This window comes from Kribbella sp. CWNU-51, from assembly GCF_054073265.1.
The window spans coordinates 36,958-56,270 of the sequence record NZ_JBSXMZ010000006.1 but is presented as its reverse complement, the minus strand read 5'-3'; the positions used below and the strand labels follow the sequence as shown (position 1 = coordinate 56,270).

17 protein-coding genes and 1 pseudogene are annotated in these 19,313 nt (G+C 68.8%); 3 read left to right on the top strand and 15 right to left on the bottom strand.

Annotated features, from left to right (window positions below):
- Positions 1–5 precede the first annotated feature (5 nt).
- Both ACXC9Q_RS08110 and ACXC9Q_RS08105 read right to left on the bottom strand, forming a co-directional pair.
- Entirely contained in the window at positions 6–782 is a 777-nt protein-coding gene (locus tag ACXC9Q_RS08110) for a hypothetical protein (RefSeq protein WP_457055857.1), read from the bottom strand.
- A gap of 2 nt (positions 783–784) precedes the next feature.
- Complete coding sequence (locus ACXC9Q_RS08105; RefSeq protein ID WP_457055856.1) at positions 785–1,366, bottom strand: papain-like cysteine protease family protein; 582 nt, start codon at positions 1,364–1,366, stop codon at positions 785–787.
- Positions 1,367–1,556: 190 nt separating this feature from the next.
- Between ACXC9Q_RS08105 and ACXC9Q_RS08100 the strand changes: the two genes are divergently transcribed.
- Entirely contained in the window at positions 1,557–2,456 is a 900-nt protein-coding gene (locus tag ACXC9Q_RS08100; RefSeq protein WP_457055855.1) for a hypothetical protein, read from the top strand.
- A gap of 3 nt (positions 2,457–2,459) precedes the next feature.
- Here ACXC9Q_RS08100 and ACXC9Q_RS08095 read toward each other — a convergent pair whose 3' ends face one another.
- The 13 genes and pseudogenes from ACXC9Q_RS08095 to ACXC9Q_RS08035 all read right to left on the bottom strand — a co-directional run bounded on the left by ACXC9Q_RS08095 (position 2,460) and on the right by ACXC9Q_RS08035 (position 17,203).
- Complete coding sequence (locus ACXC9Q_RS08095) at positions 2,460–3,116, bottom strand: hypothetical protein (RefSeq protein ID WP_457055854.1); 657 nt, start codon at positions 3,114–3,116, stop codon at positions 2,460–2,462.
- Between the two features lie 556 nt (positions 3,117–3,672).
- Positions 3,673–3,924, bottom strand: a pseudogene (locus ACXC9Q_RS08090) (GrpB family protein); the annotation flags it as partial.
- A 40-nt stretch (positions 3,925–3,964) separates the two neighbouring features.
- Entirely contained in the window at positions 3,965–6,163 is a 2,199-nt protein-coding gene (locus ACXC9Q_RS08085; RefSeq protein ID WP_457055895.1) for a RelA/SpoT family protein, read from the bottom strand.
- A gap of 284 nt (positions 6,164–6,447) precedes the next feature.
- On the bottom strand, positions 6,448–6,987 hold the full coding sequence (locus tag ACXC9Q_RS08080; protein WP_457055894.1) for an adenine phosphoribosyltransferase: 540 nt from the start codon (positions 6,985–6,987) through the stop codon (positions 6,448–6,450).
- Positions 6,987–8,168: a protein translocase subunit SecF gene (gene secF, locus ACXC9Q_RS08075; RefSeq protein WP_457055853.1), complete on the bottom strand. Its 1,182-nt coding sequence runs from the start codon at positions 8,166–8,168 to the stop codon at positions 6,987–6,989. Before secF ends, ACXC9Q_RS08080 begins: the two co-directional genes overlap by 1 nt.
- On the bottom strand, positions 8,168–9,907 hold the full coding sequence (gene secD / locus ACXC9Q_RS08070; RefSeq protein WP_457055852.1) for a protein translocase subunit SecD: 1,740 nt from the start codon (positions 9,905–9,907) through the stop codon (positions 8,168–8,170). The genes secF and secD overlap by 1 nt, the downstream gene beginning before the upstream one ends.
- An 84-nt stretch (positions 9,908–9,991) precedes the next feature.
- The gene (gene yajC / locus ACXC9Q_RS08065; RefSeq protein ID WP_457055851.1) at positions 9,992–10,426 is read right to left on the bottom strand and encodes a preprotein translocase subunit YajC; all 435 of its coding nucleotides are present in this window, start codon (positions 10,424–10,426) and stop codon (positions 9,992–9,994) included.
- A gap of 225 nt (positions 10,427–10,651) precedes the next feature.
- Entirely contained in the window at positions 10,652–11,704 is a 1,053-nt protein-coding gene (gene ruvB / locus ACXC9Q_RS08060) for a Holliday junction branch migration DNA helicase RuvB (RefSeq protein ID WP_405067440.1), read from the bottom strand.
- A 3-nt stretch (positions 11,705–11,707) separates the two neighbouring features.
- Complete coding sequence (gene ruvA, locus ACXC9Q_RS08055; protein WP_457055850.1) at positions 11,708–12,310, bottom strand: Holliday junction branch migration protein RuvA; 603 nt, start codon at positions 12,308–12,310, stop codon at positions 11,708–11,710.
- A complete protein-coding gene (ruvC, locus tag ACXC9Q_RS08050) occupies positions 12,307–12,903 on the bottom strand; it encodes a crossover junction endodeoxyribonuclease RuvC (RefSeq protein WP_457055849.1) in 597 nt (198 codons plus the stop codon). Before ruvC ends, ruvA begins: the two co-directional genes overlap by 4 nt.
- A gap of 71 nt (positions 12,904–12,974) precedes the next feature.
- The gene (locus ACXC9Q_RS08045; protein WP_457055848.1) at positions 12,975–14,147 is read right to left on the bottom strand and encodes a GNAT family N-acetyltransferase; all 1,173 of its coding nucleotides are present in this window, start codon (positions 14,145–14,147) and stop codon (positions 12,975–12,977) included.
- Between the two features lie 10 nt (positions 14,148–14,157).
- A complete protein-coding gene (locus ACXC9Q_RS08040) occupies positions 14,158–14,625 on the bottom strand; it encodes a hotdog fold domain-containing protein (protein ID WP_457055847.1) in 468 nt (155 codons plus the stop codon).
- Between the two features lie 784 nt (positions 14,626–15,409).
- A complete protein-coding gene (locus ACXC9Q_RS08035; protein WP_457055846.1) occupies positions 15,410–17,203 on the bottom strand; it encodes a DUF222 domain-containing protein in 1,794 nt (597 codons plus the stop codon).
- Positions 17,204–17,541: 338 nt separating this feature from the next.
- Here ACXC9Q_RS08035 and ACXC9Q_RS08030 point away from each other — a divergent pair, with 338 nt between their 5' ends.
- Positions 17,542–18,579, top strand: coding sequence for a LacI family DNA-binding transcriptional regulator (locus ACXC9Q_RS08030; RefSeq protein ID WP_457055845.1), 1,038 nt, complete (start codon positions 17,542–17,544; stop codon positions 18,577–18,579).
- The gene (locus ACXC9Q_RS08025; RefSeq protein ID WP_457055844.1) at positions 18,579–19,208 is read left to right on the top strand and encodes a DUF1961 family protein; all 630 of its coding nucleotides are present in this window, start codon (positions 18,579–18,581) and stop codon (positions 19,206–19,208) included. The genes ACXC9Q_RS08030 and ACXC9Q_RS08025 overlap by 1 nt, the downstream gene beginning before the upstream one ends.
- Positions 19,209–19,313: the final 105 nt, after the last annotated feature.

Below are 19,313 nucleotides of genomic sequence, written 5' to 3'. Positions count from 1 at the left end.
AGGGGTTAGCTCGCGGTGGTGGGCTTGCTGCGGCGGTGGTGGATGACGCCGATGGCGAGGGCCAGGAGGAGTGCGGTGGCGGCTGTGAGCGGGAGGATCAGGTCGTTGTAGGTGTCCGTGGGTGTGGTGGCGGTGGTGTCGTAGCCGCCGGCGGTGCCTTGGTCGGAGTAGTGGGTGCCGGGGAGTTTGTTGGAGTAGCGGGTGGAGACGAGGTCCTGGTAGGCGGCGACGGTGATGGGGGCGGTGCCGATGGACTTGGTGGCGGCGGGGTTGAGGGGACGGATCTGGGTGCCGGTGAGGGCGTACCAGGCGCCGATCTGGGGTTCGGTGAAGATCAGGGCGCCACGGGCTGCGGTGCTCATGCGGGCTTCGGTGTTGCCGCTGGCCACATTCACCGGTTGCCACGTGCCGGTCGCCGCGTCGGGGGCGGTGAAGACGGTCAGCGACTGATCGCCTTGGGTGGCGCTAGTTGCGGCGTACCAGAAGGTTGCCACGGGCTCCGAGGCGTCGCGGACGAAGGCCGGATTGAGGGCGTAGATCGCGTGGGTGTCGGGTGCGACGGTGAGTTTGCCCGCAGTCTTCGCGGAGCTTGTGGTGGCGAGTTTGCCGAGCAGGCGGAGGGCGGTCGGTGACTGGGCCGCAGTGGTTGCCTTGGACAACTCACTGGCGGAGACCGGTTGCGGGGTCGCCGCATTCGCACCACCGGCCAACGTCATCAGCAGTCCGAGACCGACGGCCAGTACGGCGGCCGAGCGAAGCAGGATGTTCTTGGGACGGGGCATGGTCAGGCTCCGATCCGGTACAGGGAGTGGGTCCAGGTGAACTGGGAGTTCGACCGGTACCAGTTGTAGGTCGAGTAGTTGTAACGCGGGTCGTCCGGCCAGGGGTTGTAGAACTCGATCGTGGAGTCGGAGGAGTCGTACCCGATGATGTCCATCATGTGACCGCCGCCCGACGTCCAGCCGATCCGCGTCATCACCGGGCGCCCGGCCGCGATCTCGGTGACGAGGGTGCTGAAGCTGAGCGTGGACGAGACGTAGCTGCCGGCGCTGATCCCGATCGAGCGGAACGCCTGCTGGTCGTTCGCCAGCGTGGCCTGGTTGTTCGGGCAGGTCGCGTTCTGACTGTTGCCGAAGGCCAGGTTGCAGAACTGGTTCTGCGAGTACGCGCGTCCGTAGAACGCCGCGATGCTGTTGCCGCTCGCCGCCCAGCACCAGTTCGACTTCTGCTGGGACTGCCCGGTGACGTTCAGGTAGTAGCTGGCGGGCGCGGCCGACGCCGGCGGCGCGAGCGGTGCCAGCGTGGCCAGTCCGAGGATCGTTGCCAGCAGCAATGACCAGGAGCGGCGGGGGCGGAGCCTGCTCATGGAGCCTCCTTCGATGGGTGGTGGATGTCCATCGTCGGGACCCGGCCAGGCTCCGGCAAGAACCGCCGTACGGCGCCACCGTCCGCTGTGAACGCGAAACCGCCGTGAACAGCGGGTGACAAGCCGGTGCCGGACTGTGCTGTGAATGTTTACACTGAGCCGCGGACCGCCATTCCCTAGGAGCGCCACCATGATCGAATCGTCGGTGCCGGCTGTGACTCCTGAGACGTCGTTCGCCGAGGCGCTGCGGCAGGCGATCGCGCGCCGCGGCCTCGCCCTGAACCGGATCCGCACCCACCTCGCCGACCGCGGCCTGCAGGTCGGGGTCGCCACGCTCAGCACGTGGCAGAGTGGCCGGCGCATCCCGCGCGACGACTCGCTGGCCGTCATCACCGCGCTCGAGGAGCTCTTGCAGCTCCCCACCGGCTGGCTGACGGTCCGCATCCCGCCCGCCCGCAGCGAGCCGGCCTGCTCCGCGCACCCGTACGCCGTCGTCGACTACGCCGTCGCTCTCACCGAACTGCTCGATCGGCTCCGTCGCGACGCCCACGGTCGCCTCCGCAACGTGACCGTGCTCGAGGAGCTCCACCTCGGCCCCGACCGGAGCGGCCACCTCAAACGGGTGACCCAGAGCGTCGTCGCCGTACAACCGGTGGATCGCCTGATCATCGCTGCCCAAGGCGAGCCGGGCTGCAACGTCGACCAAATCGCCTTGCGCGCGGTGAGCGGCTGCCGGACCGGCCGGATCGCACGCCATCCTGACACTGGCGCGATGCTCGGCGAACTCCTGCTCGACCGCATGCTCGCGGTCGGCGACACCGCGGTCGTGCACTACGAGATCGAGGACCGGACCGGCCTGCCGGCGATGGACTATCAGCGGTTCAACGAGTGGGGCGGGGCCCATTACGTGCTCGAGGTGCAGTTCGACCGGGCGGCTCTGCCGGTCCGGGTGCACGAGTTCCGCCGTCGCCACACCAGTGGGGCCGACCTCGTACGGCGCGACCTGATGCTCACTCCCGATGGCCGGGCGCACGTCGTGGAGCCGTCCACCGATCCGGGCACGGTCGGCATCGCGTGGGAGTGGGACTGACGCTCAGGTCTGGAAGCCGGCGTGCACGTGGTCGTGGTGGGTCTGGTCGGAGAAGAACGCCGCACCGGACAGCTGGTACGGGCCGCCGACGTTGTACGAGCCGAGCGACTCCGCCGCCCGCATGTACGACGTGATCAGCGACCGTGAGGTGCTCGGGGCAACGACCGGGTGACCGTCGATCTGCCAGGTGTCGAACGCCCGCCCGCGCGGGTGATCGCTCGGCCGGTTGGTGCCGAAGACATCCAGTGGATGACCGGAGCGGATCACACTGATCCCGATCCGGTACGTCGTGGCGAGCTGCAGCATCGTGGTGAGCACGCTGTCATGCACCTGCCCGGACCGGATGTCGGCCGCGGATGCCGGCGGCAACGAGATCCGATCACTCGCCAGCACCTGCCGCGCCGCCGCCGACAACCGCGCGGCCGCCGCTCCAGGCTGGGCCGGATGCGTCGCCGTCACCCGCCAGCTCCCCCGCGACTTGCTCAGCCGTACGTCGACCGTCGTACCGCCACTGACGACACGCCCACCGCTGATCGTGTACACCCGGCACGGCACCAGCACGCTCGCCGAGTCACTCAGGATCCCGCCGTACTGAGCGTCGATCACCTCGACCACCGACCGCGTCCCAGCCGGCCGCAGCAACTTCACCACAGCCGCCACCGCCACCGCCTTGGCCTCAGGCTGGATCTCCCCGGATCCAGGTGTCCACGCCCGCACCGAAGGCAGCGCGACCGTGGGGGTAGAGGCCGGCGCACTAGGCGCTCTCGACGGACTCGGCACCGTCGACGTGCCCGACGTACCCGGTGCACTCGGCGTCCCCGCCGGACTCGAGGCGACCGAACTGCTCGGCCCACTATCAGCCGAAGATCCACTACACCCGGCGACCAACCCAGCACCCGCTACCAACAGTCCGCGACGTCCAAGCCGACCTGACGAGCTCATACTCGCAGTCTCCCCCGGCCCTCAAACGCAACCAGGTCAGCTGGGCGACCAGCCGGTCTCCCGCGCCCACCGCTCGGCGCCCGCGATCAGCACCTGCGTCGCCGGTGCCTTGATCTGCCCGTAGTCCGCCCAGTCGGTCACGCTGACCGCCAGCCGCTGCTTGAACGCTCCCCACCCGACCCGCGCCGCCTCGTCGGCCCGCAGGTAGTGCGAAGACCCGCTTGCGGCTCTCCGTACCGCTGGAGACCTCGAGGACGTTCCACGGCTCCGTCCTCAACCGGAAGCCCAGCCCTTCCATCGTTTCGACCAGCCCATCGCCGTCCAGGTCGGCAGTCCGCACCTGCACGTCGATGCAGTCCTTGGCCGGCAGACCGGGCACCGAGGTGGATCCGACATGATCCACTGCCACCGCCCGATGCCCCAGCGCCGCAGCCAGCTTCCCGGCGATCAGCTCGAACTCGTCCGGCCACCCCGGCTGATAGTCGACAACTGAAATCGACGCGTGGATCTCATCAGGAAAGGGCATCGGACCAGCTTGCCGAGCACCGGAGGTGGTGTCGACCGGATTATTGCGTGACGCGGTAGACGTCGAAGACGCCTTCGACGGAGCGGACGGCCTTCAGGACATGGCCGAGGTGGGTGGGGTCGCCCATTTCGAAGGTGAAGCGGGACTTGGCGATACGGTCGCGGGTGGTGGTGAGGGCCGCGGACAGGATGTTCACGTGGTAGTCGGACAGCACCCGGGTGATGTCCGAGAGCAGGCGGGCCCGGTCCAGTGCCTCGACCTGGATCGCGACCAGGAAGACCGACTGAGCGGTCGGGGCCCACTCGACCTCGACGATGCGCTCCGGCTGGGTCTGCAGGTTCTCGACGTTGGCGCAGTCCGCCCGGTGCACCGAAACCCCGGCGCCCCGCGTGATCCAGCCGATGATCTCGTCGCCCGGTACCGGCGTACAACACCGGGCCAGCTTCGACAGCACGTCCGTCGCGCCCTTGACGATGACACCGGCGTCGCCGCGAGCCGTCCGCTTCCGGCGCTCACGACTGGCCGGCAGCCGCACGCCCTCGGACAGATCCTCGGCCGCGCCCTCCTCACCGCCGTACGTCTCGATCAGACGCCGTACGACGGCCTGTGCGCTGACGTGGCTCTCGCCGACCGCGGCGTACAGACCGGTGACGTCCGGGTAGCGCAGCGAGTTGGCCACCGCGGTGAGCGTCTCGTGCGAGAGCAGACGCTGCAGCGGCAGGCCCTCCTTGCGGAGCTGCTTGGCGATCGCGTCCTTGCCGTGCTCGATCGCCTCGTCGCGGCGCTCCTTGGAGAACCAGTGCTTGATCTTGTTCCGTGCGCGGGGGCTCTTGACGAACGTCAGCCAGTCGCGCGACGGACCGGCGCCCTGCGCCTTGGAGGTGAAGACCTCGACGACGTCACCGTTCTCGAGGGTGCTCTCGAGCGGCACGAGCCGGCCGTTCACCCGGGCGCCGATGCAGCGGTGCCCGACCTCGGTGTGGATCGCGTACGCGAAGTCGACCGGCGACGACCCCGTCGGCAGCGACATCACGTCACCGCGCGGGGTGAAGACGTAGACCTCGGAGTTGTTGATCTCGAACCGCAGTGAGTCGAGGAACTCCGACGGGTCGGAGGTCTCCCGCTGCCAGTCGACGAGCTGCCGCACCCAGGGCATCTCGTTCGGCCCGCCGATCTCGGTGGTCGGCGCACCGGCCACGTCCGGCGCGGCGGTCGTCGGGTCCTCTTTGTACTTCCAGTGCGCGGCGATGCCGTACTCCGCCCGGCGGTGCATCGAGAACGACCGGATCTGCAGCTCCACCGGCTTGCCCTGCGGCCCGATCACGGTGGTGTGCAGCGACTGGTACATGTTGAACTTCGGCATCGCGATGTAGTCCTTGAACCGGCCGGGCACCGGGTTCCACCGCGCGTGCAGTATCCCGAGCGCGGCGTAGCAGTCCCGGACCGACTCGACCAGCACGCGGATGCCGACCAGGTCGTAGATGTCGCCGAACTCGCGACCGCGGACGATCATCTTCTGGTAGATCGAGTAGTAGTGCTTCGGCCGGCCGGTGACGGTCGCCTTCACCTTGGCTCCGCGCAGGTCCTCGTGCACCTGGTCGATGACCGAGGCGAGGTATTCGTCCCGGGACGGCGCGCGCTCGGCGACCAGCCGGACGATCTCGTCGTACACCTTCGGGTGCAGGGTCGAGAAGGACAGGTCCTCGAGCTCCCACTTGATCGTGTTCATGCCCAGCCGGTGAGCCAGCGGAGCGTAGATCTCGAGGGTCTCGCGGGCGATCCGCTCCTGCTTCTCCTGCCGCAGGAAGCCGAGCGTGCGCATGTTGTGCAGCCGGTCGGCGAGCTTGATCACCAGCACCCGGATGTCCTTGGCCATCGCGACGACCATCTTGCGGATGGTCTCGGCCTGCGCGGACTCGCCGTACTTGACCTTGTCGAGCTTGGTGACGCCGTCGACCAGCATGGCGATCTCTTCGCCGAAGTCTCGAGTCAGGTCCGCGACCGTGTACGGCGTGTCCTCGACGGTGTCGTGCAGGAGCGCGGCGCACAGGGTCGGCGCCGTCATACCGAGCTCGGCCAGGATGGTGGCGACCGCGAGCGGGTGCGTGATGTACGCGTCGCCGCTCTTGCGGAGCTGGCCGGTGTGGTACTTCTCCGCGGTCCGGTAGGCACGCTCGATCATGCCGAGGTCGGCCTTCGGGTGGGTCGCACGGACGACCCGGAACAGCGGCTCGAGCATCGGCGCGCGGTTCGGGTGCCTGGTGCCGCCGAGGCGGGCGAGCCGGGCGCGAACGCGGGCGGGTGCGATCCGGGGCGGTTGGGCGGCAGGCGGCGACACGGGCGCCGGGCGCACGGGTGTGGGCGCGCGCGGGGGCTCCTGCGGTACCACATTCGGCACCGCCGATGTCATCGCCGGGTCTTCGCCCACGTTGTGTCCCTCCGCCGACAGACCACCAGTCTAGGGGGCGACGGCCAGCGAGGCAGAAACACCCTGTGGACAACACGCCGGGTAGGACAACTGACTCACACCGTGACGAGGGCGGTCAACTGCTCGTCGGCGAGGCGTTTGCGGCCCGGCAGGAAGGAAAGTTCGAGCAGAACCGTCGTCCCCAGCACCTCCGCGCCGCAGCGTCGGATCAGCCGCAGACACGCCTCGACCGTGCCGCCGGTGGCGAGGACGTCGTCGATCACGAGCACCCGCTCCCCCGGCGCGAACGCGTCCTGGTGCACCTCGATGGTCGCCTCGCCGTACTCCAGCGCGTACGACTCCTCGTACGTCGCAGCCGGCAACTTGCCCTTCTTCCGCACCGGCACGAACCCGGCGCCGAGGGCGAGCGCGACCGGGGCGGCCAGGATGAACCCGCGCGCCTCGATCCCGACCACCTTGTCGACCACCGGGTTCCCGTCGTCGTCCTTCCCGGAGGCGGCCAGCGCCTCGACCACCTGGGCGAACCCGCTGTGGTCGGCCAGCAGCGGGGTGATGTCCTTGAACACCACCCCCGCCTGCGGGTAGTCCGGGATGTCGCGGATGCCGTCGGACAGGACCTGCTCGAGCGACCGCATCACTTACCGCGCTTCGACCGCGGCTTGCGCGTCGGCTGCGGCCGGCCGGCCGCTGTCGCCTTCATCGGGCGTGCCGCCGGCGTCGGCGCCGTACCTGCCGGCCGGTCCTTCTTGCGCGGCGTGTCCTGCTGGACGGACCGCGCGGCGGCCGCACCAGCACCAGCGGTCGCCACCGCGACCGGAGCAGCCGCGCTCGCCGCCTGGGCCCGCCTGGCCATGACCCGGCGGTTCAGCGCCTGCATGCCCGGCTCGCGTTCCTTGAAGGTCGCGAGCAGCGCCGGCGCGATGAAGATCGACGAGTACGCACCGACCGCGACACCCACGAACAGCGCCAGCGACAGGTCCTTGAGCGGCCCGGTCCCCAGCACCACGGTGCCGACGACCAGGATCGAGGCGATCGGCAGCAACGCGGTCACCGTGGTGTTGATCGACCGTACGACGGTCTGGTTGACGGCCAGGTTGGTCGCCTCGGAATAGGTGTAGCGGTTGTTCCCGGTGATGCCCCGGGTGTTCTCCCGGATCTTGTCGAACACGACGACGGTGTCGTACAGGGAGTAACCGAGGATCGTCAGTACGCCGATCACCGTCGCCGGTGTGACGTCGAAGCCGACCAGCGCATAGACGCCGACCGTGATGGTCACGTCGTGGATCAGCGCGATGATCGCGGCCGCCGAGGCCTTGGGTTCTCGGAAGTAGGCCCAGATCACCAGGAACACCAGGCCGAGGAACACAACCAGCGCCCAGATCGCCTTGTCCGCGATCTGCTTGCCCCAGGACGCGCCGATCTGCTGTGAGGTCACCTGCTCGATCGGGATCCCGGCCTGCTTGGCGATTGCGGCCCGGACCTTCGCGATGTCGTCCTGCGCCAGCGGCTTGGTCTGCACCCGCACCTTGTCGGAGCCGATGGTGGTCACGACCGGGTCGCCGAGATCCTTGGCATTGGTCGCCCGCACCACGTTCGTGAAGTCGTCGACGGTGCTACCGGTGACCTTGACGTTCGCCTGGTACTCGACGCCGCCCTTGAACTCGATGCCGAGCGCCAGGCCGCGGGCGAACAGGCCGACCAGCGACACGACGATCAGGGCCAGGGAGATGCCGAACCAGAGCTTGCGATGACCGATGAAGTCGTACGAGACCTCACCGCGGTGCAGCTTGGCACCCAGCTGTCCGAGCTTCGACATCAGACCTCCCCTCCAACCGGCTTGGGCCTCGACGACGGCTTGGCAGGCCGGGCCGACGGTTTCGTCTGGCCCGGCAGCCGCTCGACACCGAGATGTTCGGGATCCAGACCGGACAGCTTGTGGCCGTGACCGAAGAAGTCGGTCCGGGCCAGCAGCGTGACCAGCGGCTTGGTGAACATGAACACGATCAGCAGGTCGAGCAGCGTGGTCAGGCCGAGCGTGAACGCGAAGCCCTTCACACTGCCGATCGCCAGGACGTAGAGCACCGCCGCGGCGAGCAGCGAGATCGAGTCGGCCGCGATGATCGTGTGCTTGGCCCGGGCCCACCCGGTCTCCACCGAGGAGCGCAGGCTGCGGCCCTCACGCACCTCGTCGCGGAGTCGTTCGAAGTAGATGATGAACGAGTCCGCGGTGATACCGACCGCCACGATCAGACCGGCGATGCCGGCCAGGGTCAGGGTGAACCCGATCGCATGGCCGAGCAGACAGACGAGCTGGTACACCAGGATGCCCGCGATCCCCAGCGACGCCACCACGACGATCCCGAGCCCCCGGTAGTACAGGAAGCAGAACAGGACGACCAGGATGAGGCCGATGATGCCGGCCCAGATGCCCGCGGTCAGCTGGTCGCCACCGAGCTGCGGCGACACGGTCTCGACCGAGGAGATGTCGAACGAGACCGGCAGGGCGCCGTACTTCAGCACGTTCGCCAGGTCGCGCGCCTCGGCCTCGCTGAACGTGCCGGTGATCTGCGCCTGGCCGCCCGGGATCGGGTTCTCCACGCTCGGCGTCGAGATCGTCACCCCGTCGAGCACGATCGCGAACAGGTTCTGGCCCTGGCCGCGCTGGGAGATGTTCGTGGTGGCCTTGAGGAACTTGTCGCCGCCCTCACCGGTGAACTTCAGGTTCACCTGCCACTGGAAGCCGCCCTGCGGGATGCCCGCGGTGGCGTCGGCCAGGTCGGTGCCCTTCAGGATCGCCGGGCCGAGCAGGTACTTGTACTGCTGGTTGCGGTCACAGGAGAACTGCGGCAGGTTCGGGTCCTGGGTCTGCGGGTCACCGCACTTGAACGCCGCGAACGCCGCCTGCGTCGCCGCGTCCGGGGTGTAGGTCAACGGGTCGCCGGTGTTCGTCGCGGGCGCCGACGGTACGGCGGCCGGCGTACTCGGCTTCGCGGTCGGCGTGGTGCTCGGCTTCGGAGTCGGCGTGGCCTCACCGAGCGCACTGGTCCAGGCCCGGCCCTTCGGGGTGGTGCTCGGCTTGACCGTGGTGCTGGGCTTCACCGTCGTACTGGGCTTCGGCGTCGTGCTCGGCTTCGGCGTCGTGGACGGAGTCGGCGTCGGTGTCGCCGCCGGCGCGAGCGCCTGGGCGTCGTACACGATCCGGAAGTAGAGCAGCGCGGTCTGGCCGACCTGCTTCACCAGCGCGTCCTGCGTGGCGCCCGGGACGGCCACGTTGATGTGGTTTCCGCCGGAGGTGGTGATGTCGGCCTCCGCGACACCCGCGCCGTTGACCCGCTGAGAGATGATGTTCTTCGCCTCGTTCAGCTGATCGGCGGTCACCGAGCCGCTGCCGGCGACCGGCTTCGCGGTCAGCGTGATGGTGGTGCCACCGCGCAGGTCCAGGCCGAGCTTGGGCTTCCAGGTGTTGGTCAGCGCCATGATCCCGAACAGCAGGACCACGATGACCGCCAGGGCGATCAAGTTCCGCCAGGGCCTGGATGTCGTCGTCGTTGCCACGTCAGATTCAACCTTTGTGCTTCTGGGCGCGCCGCAACGTCGAGTGGACGCCGGGCGTCGCGCCGCAGGCCGTTGGGACGGAAATCAGTTCTCGGTGTGCGTCGGCGGCAGCTTCGGCGCGTCCTGCACCTTGCCGTCGGCCTTGTCCTTGCCGGCGTGCGGTACGTCGACGGTGTCCTTGGCGGCCTCGTCGATCACCGGCTCGTCCACCTCGTCGGCGGCGTCCTCGTCGGGGATGACCCGGCCGACCGCGGCCTTGACCACCTGGACCAGCACGCCCTCGGAGATCTCCAGGGTCACGTACTCGTCGTCGGTCTCTTCGACGATGCCGACCAGACCGCTGGTGGTGATCACCTTGGTGCCGGGGGTGAGCGCGGCCACCGTCTCTGCCTGCCGGCTGCGCTGCTTACGCTGCGTGCGGCTCATGAACCAGATCATCCCGACAATCAGGATCAGCGGCAGCAGCAGCGTGATGCCGGAGCCGCCGGAAGAGGCCATCGGTACGGCGAGGAGTTGCATCGGGTCTCAGAATCCTTCGTCGATCGGGAGTACGGTCGTCCGGCACGCTCTGCTCAAGCGCGCAGGTCGCAGCGGAATGGCCTGAGGTCAGGCCATCGGGGAGTCTAACCCTGAGCGGCAACAAGTACCTCATGACACCGGGTCACGTTTGAGTTACTCGCTACGCAGTGTCTACGTACCGGCACCCACGGACGTTCCCTCGGTGTCAGTCTGGGTCGAACTCTTTCAGTCGTCGTCGGTGTCGAACAGGGTGTCCGCGAAGGTGGCGCCCTTCGGGACCTTGAGCCCGATGTGCCGCCAGGCCGCGGGCGTGGCGACGCGGCCGCGCGGCGTACGGGCCAGATAACCGGACCGGACCAGGAATGGCTCGGCCACTTCCTCCACGGTCTCACGTTCTTCGCCGACCGCAACCGCCAACGTGGAAAGACCCACCGGTCCCCCGCCGAATCGGCGGCACAGCGCGTCCAGAACGGACCGGTCGAGCCGGTCCAGACCCATCTTGTCCACCTCGTACAGCTCCAGCGCCGCTTTCGACAGCGCGAGCGTCACGATGCCATCGGCCCGTACCTCCGCGTAGTCGCGGACCCGGCGAAGCAGCCGGTTCGCGATCCGCGGCGTACCGCGGGACCGGGACGCGATCTCTGCCGCGGCCTCCGGGGTGATGTCGACCTCGAGCAGCGCGGCCGACCGGTTCACGATCTTCTCCAGCTCGGCGGCCTCGTAGAACTCCAGGTGACCGGTGAACCCGAACCGGTCCCGCAGCGGCCCCGGCAGCAACCCGGCGCGCGTGGTCGCGCCGACCAGCGTGAACGGCGGGATCTCCAGCGGGATCGCGGTCGCGCCCGGCCCCTTGCCGACGATCACGTCGACCCGAAAGTCCTCCATCGCCATGTAGAGCAGCTCTTCGGCGGGCCGCGACATCCGGTGGATCTCGTCGAGGAACAGCACTTCGCCCTCGCTCAGCCCGGACAGGATCGCGGCCAGGTCGCCGGCGTGCTGGATCGCCGGACCACTGGTCACTCGCAGTGGCGCGGACAGCTCGCTGGCGATGATCATCGCCAGCGTGGTCTTGCCGAGCCCGGGCGGGCCGGACAGCAGGACGTGATCCGGAGCCCGGTTGCGTCCGCGGGCGGCGTGCAGGACCAGCTCGAGCTGCTCGCTGACCCGGCGCTGCCCGCCGAACTCGGCCAAAGTGCGCGGCCGCAGCGCGGACTCGATCTTGCGCTCCTCGAGATCCACCGCGTCCGCGGACACGAGCGGCCGGACGTTGTCCTCCATGGATTACGCCTTCGAGAGCACGCGCAGCGCGGCGCGGAGCAGGTCGGGGACGGACGGGTTCGGGCTGTCGGCGGCGAGCGGCGAGACCGCGGTCACGGCGTCCTCCGCGTCCCGCGCTGACCAACCGAGGCCGACCAGACCGGCGTGCACCTGGTCACGCCAGGCCTCCTGTGCCTGTAGCGGGCGGCCGGTGACCGTCTTCGACGGCGCGCCGATCTTGTCCTTCAGCTCCAGCACGATCCGCTGCGCGCCCTTCTTGCCGATGCCGGGAACTTTCACCAGTACGGCGAGATTCTCGGTCGCAACGGCCTGTCGCAGCTGGTCCGGGCTCAGCACGGCCAGCGCTGCCTGCGCCAGCTTCGGCCCGACGCCGGACGCCGTCTGCAGCAGCTCGAACAGGTCCTTCTCGTCGTCGTCCGAGAACCCGTACAACGTCAGCGAGTCCTCCCGCACGACCATCGAGGTCGCGACCCGGGCCTCCTGCCCCGGCCGCAGCCCCGCCAGCGTGCCGGGATGGCAGAACACCTGCAGGCCCACTCCCCCGACCTCGATCACGGCACTGTCCACTCCGATGGCCGCCACCGGCCCCCGCACGAACGCGATCATCTCCTGCCTTCCTGTGCTGCCACCGCGGCCCGCAACCTGGCCAGCTGCAGGCGGGACTGCGCCTGCGCCAGGGCCTCGAGGTTCGTTCGGCTCGCGGCCGCTTCCTGCAACTTGCTCGTCACGCCACCACGCCAGACGTGACAGATCGCCAGCGCCAGCGCATCGGCTGCGTCAGCGGGCGTCGGACGCTCGGCCAGCTTGAGAATCCGGGTGACCATCGTGGTCACCTGCTCCTTGCCCGCGCGGCCCGATCCGGTGACGGCGGCCTTGACCTCACTGGGCGTATGCAACGCAACCGGCAGACCGCGCCGGGCCGCGACGACCATGGCGACTCCGGACGCCTGCGCGGTACCCATCACCGTGCGGACGTTCTGCTGCGCGAACACCCGCTCGACCGCGACCGCATCCGGCCGATGCTCGGTGATCCACTCCTCCAGCTCGGCCTCGATCCGGACCAGCCGCTTGGCCACATCCAGGTCCGCCGGCGTCCGGATCACCCCGACGGCGACCAGCGTCGGCGGCTTGCCCGGGGTGCCCTCGACGATGCCGAGGCCGCACCGGGTGAGCCCCGGGTCGACGCCGAGCACGCGCATGGACCACCTCCGAACGTTTGTTCGACAACCCTAGTCGGCGGTCCCGGACAGCCGGAAATCGACGCGCCGGATCAGAAGTAGTCGAGCATGTACGGCGTCGGCCCGGCGAAGGCAGCCTCGATGGCGAGATCCGCGGCCACCGATCCGCCCTGAAGCAATCCCGCTCCCCGCAGCGCGGCGAGCGACGTACCGGCGTACAAAGCAGCCAATCCACGCGGTCCGACCCCGATTGCGTCACCAGACGACTGCGCCTTCGTCAGCTGCCCCGATCCGTCAGCCACCGACAGATGCCAGTCCCCGCTGTTCTCCGGTACGTCGGGATCCTCGATGCGCACGTCCAACTCCAGTACGGCGCCCGCCGCGAACCCGCGGGCCGCGATCGCCGCCGGGGCATCGAGCAGCCGCAGCATCCACCGCTGGATCTCGGCCGACTTCGCGGCCTCGGTCTCGACCATGAAGTGGATCGGATCGGCCGGCGAAAGGTAGGCATGCACCGTCTTGGCGGTCGACGACCCCGAACCGACGGTCGCCCACAACGCCCGGGCGGTCCGCTCCGAGCCGGCGATCAACTCCTCGATCCCCAACTCCTCGTCGCCTGCCCAGTTGTAGAGAACGAAGCCGTCCTCGGCGAGGAACGCGGTGTTGTCCTCGTCCGCGAGCCACTCCTCGATCTCGTCGAGCGGCCAGATCAGCGGACCGTTCGCCCGCCGGGACTCGTTCACCTGACTCGCCACCTCACGGAACCGCTCGGCGTCGCCGGGACCGGCCCTCCGGATACTGACGTCCTTGCCGCCGAGCCGGCGCAGATCCGCGGACTGGAAGGAGAACTTGTACCGCGAACCGCCGAACTCGTAGCCGAGGTGCCGATAGATCACCGTGGTCGCCGGATACAGCCCAGACAGCGGGAAGCCCTTCTCGGCCGCGCGCCGCAGCACCCCACGCATCAACTTGCTGCCGACACCACGCCCGCGGTACTCCGGTGCCACCACCACACCGGCCACACCCGCCATCGGGACCCGCCGACCGCCCCACCATTGCTCGAAGTCCCAGAACCGAGCCGCCGCGACCACCTCGTCCCCGTCGGCGACCCCGACGTACCGGCCGTCCTCGAGGAACTTGACGGCGTACTTCCACCACTCGTCCCGGGCCCCCGACCCCAACGCCCCGAACGACTGCCTCCGGACCCGCAACACGTCCTCGAGGTGGTCCTCGGTGATGTCCACCAACCGCAGCGCATCAGTCACGCCGTCGACCCTACGACGCGGGCCGGTCCGTCACCCACAGGTGGATCATGCCTTCCACAACCACGGTGCCGTCGTCGCGAGTGGCCTTGACCTTCACGGGTACGTCGGGACCCGCGCTCCAAGCACCCGGATCCGTCTCGGCGGAGCAGGTCAGGTTGGACGTGGACTTCGCCAGGTAGGCGACCTCCATCCCCTTCGGCAGCCACCGCTTGCCGCGCGGAACCGTCGCCTCCGCCAACGCCCCCATGGCCGCCTCCAAACCGTTGCACACGGCAATCGCATGCACGGTCCCGATGTGGTTCTGCACCGCCCGACGCTTCGGCAGCACCAGCGCCGCATAGTTCGGACTCACCTGCACGAACCGCGGCCGGATCGACCGGAAGTACGGCGCCCGCCACGTGAACGCCCGCGAAAACACCCGCTCCCCACCGGGCACCACCCGCAACCGCTCCCACATCCCCAACACCTGACTCGCCATACGGTGATGTTACCCATGAGTCACTTACCCGTCGAGAGAACCTGCCTAAAGGACACCCCCTCGCGGCGCCAGTCTTTCGGCCGCCTCCGGCGGCAGTCGCGCAGCGCCAACACGACCGGACGCAATCGGCGAGACCACTGCCCGCGGCGACGCAGCCATGGGGAACTGGATCTGATCTGCGAGGGTCGCCCAGAGGCGCAGCAGGATGAGGCTGGACCGCAGCAGGCCGGCTCGACCACATCACCATCTGCTTGCCGATGACCCGCAGGACGAATCCAGCTGCACGCTTGGTTCGCACCCTGAGCGGTGGTGCAGCCGACCAACCTCGCTAACCCGATCGTTTGCACCATGTGACCGGTCGACGTCCTCGGCGATTATGGTGGGGCTCCTTGTTGCCTTGGTGCAGACGAAGGATGCGACCCATCCGCCACACCTGCGTCTGTCAGGACCAGAGCAACCACCAGAGGACGATGCACCGGCCGGCCGCGCCCGTGCACCGTCTGCTGCTCGGGGTCTGCGTTGACCGCGACGGGTTCGCCTTCGCCGTAGGCTCCGAGGTGTTACCAGTGCGCGCCGCCACCGTTGCCGTACGTGCGCCGCCGAAGGCACCCGGGGAACGGCCGCCGAGAGGCAGCGAGCTTCCCCAGAGACGGGCGACCTCCCAGAGGCGGCGACTTTCAGCGGCTGGCGGTATCTCTTCACACGCCGAGATGGCCGGGAGTGTCGGCGTAGTCGTGCGGTGTCGAACACAGGCAACCGTCAAGCGCCGGAACGAGCAGGGTGGTTAGGTCGGGTATTCGCTTCGGGGACGGTTGACTCTGATGGTGCCGGTGGGGGCCACGTGGAAGGTGAAGCCGTGGGGTGTGGTCCATTCCAGGGTCTGGTGGTCGATGCGGTGGACGGTCCACCCGTGGGCGTGGGTCTTGACCCGGTGGCCGAAGCGGCCCAACGGCGCGAGGTTGGTGGTGCTGGTCTGACCCGGTGGACCGAGCGGGTCGTAGGGCTGGAGGTGGTCCAGGTCCATGCCGCGGTGGGTTTCTTGGGTGCCGTAGGGGAAGAGTTCGACGGCGTGGGTGAGTTTGACGCGCTCGCGGATCCGGTCGGGGATCTCGTAGGCGTCGACGCTGACAGCGTCGTTGACGTCGATGACCGGCTTCACGGTGTACGGCCCGTAACCGATGAGGTCGGCTAGTTGGTCGGCGAGCAGCGGCCCGATGCCCTCGGCGCGCAGGACGCCGGTCCCGGTGGCCAGGGTGTGGTCGGTGAGATGGACATAGACCTCGGTCTGGCCCGGACGCACCCGTCCACTGCCGCTGGCGCCGCCCGTGCGGTCAGTGCCGGTTGGAGTGCTGGGGTGGGTGTAGGCGTCGAGTTTGATCTTGGCCAGGCGCGCGTGCAGCGCGCGGTGGGCGGCGGCGTCCAGGGGTTCACCGTCGTCGGGGTGGTCGAGGTGTAGGCCAGGGTCGGAGGGGTCGAAGGGTTCGATCGGCACGGTGTCGGGGGTGTCGAGGGGGTCGGGCAGATCACTGCCACTCGGGTGGGGCGCGTCGCGGTCGGCCTCGTCGTCCGGGCCGGGTTCGTCGCAGACGCTCGCCCGGTCCTCGTGCGGGTCTACCTCCGGGTCCAAGCTGTCGGGAGCGGCGGTGTCCGGAGCGGTGCTGCCCCGAGCGGTCCCGCCTTCCGCGGCACCCGGAGCGCTGGTGCTCGGAACGGTGGCGCCTGGCTCGGTGGCACCCGCGGTGGCGTCCGCGGCGCCGGTCGTGTCCGCGGTGCCGGTGCTGGCTGGGGTGTTGGTGAGGTGGTGGGTGCGGGCTTGGGTGAGGAGTTCTTGGGTGTAGCGGGGGTCGGCGATGATGCCGACCGCGTCGGCGCGGCGGTGCTGGACGGGGCGGGTGTCGCCGAAGGTCTTCAAGGCCTCGGCGATCGCGTCGAGGGTGGCCTTGTTGCGGATGACTGCGCCGGCGGCGGCTTTGATGTACAGGGTTTTGGTGCCGTGTGTGTCCGAGCGGCCGATGAACACGCCGCGTTCGCGGGCCTGCTCGTCGGCCTCGGCCCGGGCCAGGTCGGGGTCGGCGTGCAGTTTGGCGGCGGTGATGATCTTGTTCAGCCGGTACGGGGTGATCGAGTCCACCAATGGCGCGATGCGCTGGTCGACGTAGGCGGCGGCGTCCTGGGTCAGTTTCGCGCAGTCGGCGACGATCCGGCACGCCTTCCACGCGGTCGCCTCGCCGGCCTGGACTCTGGCCCAGGTGAAGGGGAACCGGTGCCGCAACGCCACGGCTTGGCCGATGTAGTTCGCCGCGACCCGGGGTGAGATGCCGAGCATGACCGCGAACTCGGCGATCGCGAACTCCAGGATCTCCGGGCAGCCGTCGCCACCCAGCACCACCGCGCGTTCGCGGCCGTCGCAGGACCGGCGGCCGGGTCGGCCTGGGTGGGCGGAGGGGTGGTAGCGGTCGGCGTAGATCTGGGCGTGCAGGAGGCGCCGCGCGTCGACCCGCCGGGCCTCGGCGTCGTGTTCGGCGGCCGAGGCCAGCAGGTCGGCCGTCGGCAGCGTCGCCAGATCTCCTTCGAACATGTGTGCGATTCTACGCATCGCTATCGGGCCGCGGCAAATCCGACGAGGCCCCGAAAACCCTTATCCACAAGGGGAAACATCACACCGAAATGGCGACGGTGAGTGGATATACGACGACGTCATGGCCGAGATGCTGAGGAGTTGGCGACAGTTGAGGGCTCACGGTTCAGCCGACCTGGCGCGAATGAGGGCGTTCGGGTTCGGCGCATAGTTCGGCGGGCCTGAGGCACGTTGTCGTGGCCCTGCGGCCGAAGGTGGTCGGAATCAGTCGCCGCGAAAGCGGGCCGCGGACCGTATTTAGACGATTCAATGGAGGGCTGGATAGACTGCGGCGGACGGTGACGGCTGCTGGACGGGGGACGATGGCGACGCCCAGCATCAAGGAGGTTGCGCATCGGGCCGGGGTTTCGGTGGGCACTGTCAGCAATGTGCTCAATCGGCCATGGATCGTTGCGCCGGCGACGAGGCAGCGGGTGCAGGACAGCATTCGGGCGCTCGGGTTCGTGCGGAACGAGGCGGCCCGGCACCTGCGGGCGGGGCGGAGCCGGACTGTCGGACTAGTTGTGCTCGACGTCGCGAACCCGTTCTTCACCGACCTCGCCGAAGGTGCCGAAGCGCTGGCCTATGAGCACGACACCGTCGTGATGCTCTGCAACAGCAAGACAGACCCGGTGCGCGAAGGCCATCACCTCGACCAGCTCGAGCAGCAGCGCGTCCTCGGCATACTGATAACGCCCTTCGACAGCACCGATCCCCGCCTGACCGCGCTGGTCGCCCGCGGTACGCCGGTCGTCCTGGTGGACCGTGCCGCGGACCGCGGACTGTGTTCGGTGAGCGTCGACGACCAACTCGGCGGGCGCCTCGCCGGAAACCATCTGATCGAAGCCGGCCATCGGCGGATCGCCTTTATCGGTGGGCCTTTTACCATGCAGCAGGTGTCCGACCGGATGGCCGGCATCACCGCAACCGTCGCAGCGGCGGACACCGTCGATCTCCAGTACTACGAGGTCGACGTGATGGGCGTGGTCGAGGGCCGCGCGATCGGCGAGCAGATCGCCGCGTTGCCCGCGCGATCACGCCCGACGGCGGCCTTCCTTGCGAATGACCTGCTCGCGTTGGGCTTCCTGCAGGCGATGTCCGTGGCCGGCCTGCGAGTGCCGGAGGACATGGCGATCGTCGGGTACGACGACATCGACTTCGCGCGGGCAGCCGCCGTACCGCTGTCGTCGGTGCGGCAGCCGGCCGAGTTGCTCGGCCGGTCGGCGATGGAACTGCTGCAGGAGGAGGTCGAGGCGGCCGACCGGCATCGTCATCGGCAGGTCATCTTCCAGCCGGATCTGATCGTCCGCGAGTCCAGCGACTACACCCGCCGCTGATGCTCTACGAGAACCCACTGGCATCGCCGGACGATCTCGCCGGCTTCCGGATGGAAGGCGACGGCGCCGTCTCGTTCCCGCTCGGCCGGCTTCGCCTGGAGAGCGTGCGCCCGGCCGAGGACGGCCAGGACGCCAACCTGGTGCTCTGGTGTCCCGACGACTTCCCGCCGGATATCACCGTGGAGTGGGACTTCTGGCCCATCCGCGAGCCGGGCCTGTGCATCTTGTTCTTCCACGCGAAGGGCCGCGGCGGCGAGGATCTCTTCGACCTGAGTCCACGCACCGGCCCGTACGAGCAGTACCACCACGGCGATCTGGACACCTACCACGTCTCGTACTTCCGCCGCCGCTGGCCGGCCGAGCGCGCCTTCCACACCTGCAACCTGCGCAAGAGCCACGGCTTCCACCTCGTCGCGCAGGGCGCCGATCCCATTCCGGGCGTCGAGGACGCCCAAGGTCCTTACAAACTGAGGCTTTCCGTCGACCGCGGCCTGATCACGTTCGCAGTCAACGAGCTGATCAGCTTCCAGTGGTACGACGACCAGCCGCTGACCGGCGGCAAGATCGGCTTCCGGCAGATGGCGCCGCTGATCGGCGAGTACGCGAATCTGCGGATTCGCCCGGCCTGAGCGGCTTCTCCCAGCACTCGATCCGGCTCCCCGTGACCGCTCCCTGACAAACGCTTTCCAAAGCGTTGACGTTGAGACGATTCAACTATATGGTCACATCACTTT